Genomic DNA, 2535 nt, shown 5'->3' with positions numbered 1-2535 from the left:
GCACTGGCACTTGCCCAAATTTGATTTGCCTGAGACTCGGTGACCTGAGCGTGCAGTTTAACCAAATCCATTTGGGCTTGAGCCTCTGCTGACCAGTGTTTTGGTTTCTGTTGGTTCAACCATTGCCAAGCATCAGACCACAAACCATGACGGGCTAGGCTTAAACCATTGCGATAGAGTTTAGTATCTATCGCTGTTTGGGTCAGGGAAATTTCCTCTAGATAAATCGGGTTGGGAACAAAAGACCGAGGTTGAATTTGGTAAACCTTGAACTGGGGTTCCAAGCCTACAGTATGATTAACCACTAATTCTGGACTAGCACCACCGGTCACTTCCTGCCAATAGGGAGGACCTTCATTAGGGCTTGTCCACTCCAACATCATACTCAGGTGTGTCTGGTCTGGATTGTAGTGAATAATTTGTCCATAGCTCTCTGGTGTATTTTCTGAGACCACGTTACCCGAGAGGTTGAACCAAAACCCTTCCTCTAGAGCTTGTTCATCGAAACGATCGAGTTTGGTTAAAGGTAGTGAACGGGAGACACTAGCATCATCCGATCCTGTGTTCACTTGGGTAGACAGCACAAAATATTCGACCGGGGCAGTGATAGGCAGCTGACTAACTAGCTGATAATACTGCTGTTCGCTGTTGCTTTGTTCAAGGGGCTGATAGACTCTGAGTTCCACGATCTGGTCACAATTACTTTGGCATGATGGTGGTGATGCCAAAATCGGTAGCAGCAACTCAGAGTGAAGGGCAAGGGGTGTGCTCGCCGTTAGTCCATTTTCACGAATCTCCCCTTGAATTTGGGCAAATGTCTTGGCAGATGAGGGAACAATCTGGGGGATACGAGCCCAACTCGGCAAAATGTGATTGATCCATACAATCGAATCAGGATCAATTATTAACATAACCGCCACCCAGATACTACCGGCAATGATACCGCTAGTGGTGATTAAGGCAGCGATCGCGCCCAAGGTTGTTAACCAACCACCTCTACTAGACTTTTGCACTGATGTTTTAATGGTTTATCTTTCCAGTTTTTTCCTAGTTTGAAAAAAATCTTGGGGGCAATAGATAGATAGTAATTAGCCAAATAGTACAGATTTTTGGACTTAAAGGCTAATTTTCCATGTCTTTGTCATTCCCCCTTGCTCAATCTAAAACAAGTGCACCCTAAACCCTTCAATCTGTGATTACCTGCTCATACAGCTCACCAGCACGTTCCCAAGTATATTTCTGTTCAATATACGCTCGCCCATTTTCCGACAGTTGCTTACGGAGCTGGCGGTCTTCAAATAACCGACTAATGCCATAAACATATTCTGTTGTATCATTTGCTCGCAATGCCCGCAAAGGGACATCCCCGCCATCAACTATCAAGCCCTCCAAACCGCGATCGCTTCCCACGACCGGTACTCCTGCTGCCATCGCTTCCAGAGTTTTATTTTTTACGCCAAATCCACTTTGCATTGGCACCACAAATATGGTTGCCTTATGAAGGTGGTCTACTAAAGAAGGCACCGTGCCAGTTACACTAATCCCTGGTATATCTTCTAACTCTAGCACCGCCTGCACCGGTTTGGGTCCGACTAATTCTAGCTTGGTATCAGCATAGCGCTCTGTAATTGCTGGGAACACGTCTAGGCTAAAATAACGAGCTGCTTTGATGTTTAGTGGGTTATCCATCGCCCCAGTAAATACTAATCTGTGTCCACCAGGATCAGAGATGCGCCGGGGAAATGTATTAACATCAACCCCATTAGAAATCAATGTAATTTTACTGTCTAGCTCAAATGATTCTATTTGCCGTCTATCTTCTGCTGTTGTGACTACAATGTCTGTAAAATTAGCACAATATTGCTCTTCATAGCGACGTAATAGGGGCAAATTCAACTGGTCTTTCAGCTGATTGTCTGATGTTTTGGTTTCCAGCTTGTCCAGAGATTTCCGGTATACAGAATGATGAATATTCACCACAGTTCGCAGCTGCTCCCGCCACTCTGGTCGCACATAAATCTCATTGGTACTGTGTTCACAGGTAATCAGGTCAAATTGTCCCCCCTCTACAGCCTGATCCAGCCATTGCTGCATTGGAGTTGAGTAGAGTTGGAGTACTTTCTGGGGGGTTCCCTGTTGCAAAATGGTACTCCAGCGCTGTAATTTCTCCTTTATGCCTTTCTCTTGTTCTGATGGCTGCGGTTGGGGAAACATCACCAGTTCTTCCACCCACTGCTGCAATTTTTCTACCTCGATGTCCTTGATCTCCTCAGAACGTTGAGTAACCAAGGTTATAGCATGACGCTTACTCAGGTACTTGAGTAAATTAAACGTCCTGACCTGAGTTGCCCCCCGCGTTGGCGGATAGGGAAAGGTTGTGGAGATCATTAGAATCTTCATAGGACGTTACTACTTTGAGCAATAAGTGACCACAAGGAAAGGACAGGCAATAATTCATGCTTATAGCAGTCGCCAGCGATGCAGCGCGGTCTTGGGGAGGCAGCGCGGTCTTGGGGAGGCAGCGCGGTCTTGGGG

At 46.2% G+C, this 2535-nt stretch carries 1 protein-coding gene and 1 pseudogene; both read right to left on the bottom strand.

Annotated features, from left to right (window positions below; translation table 11 throughout):
* Positions 1-1013: pseudogene (locus F6K38_RS39250) on the bottom strand (hypothetical protein); the annotation flags it as partial.
* A 172-nt stretch (positions 1014-1185) separates the two neighbouring features.
* Positions 1186-2400, bottom strand: coding sequence for a glycosyltransferase (locus F6K38_RS39245; protein WP_287360328.1), 1215 nt, complete (start codon positions 2398-2400; stop codon positions 1186-1188).
* Positions 2401-2535: the final 135 nt, after the last annotated feature.

It is taken from the genome of Moorena sp. SIO3B2, assembly GCF_010692525.1.
Lineage (GTDB): Bacteria > Cyanobacteriota > Cyanobacteriia > Cyanobacteriales > Coleofasciculaceae > Moorena > Moorena producens.
The sequence above is the reverse complement of the archived record's forward strand: the minus strand, read 5'-3'. Positions and strand labels throughout refer to the sequence as shown.

Coding starts and splice junctions, on each gene's coding strand:
- F6K38_RS39245 (WP_287360328.1), bottom strand. CDS start 2,400: ATGAAGATTCTAATGATCTCCACAACCTTTCCCTATCCGCCAACGCGG.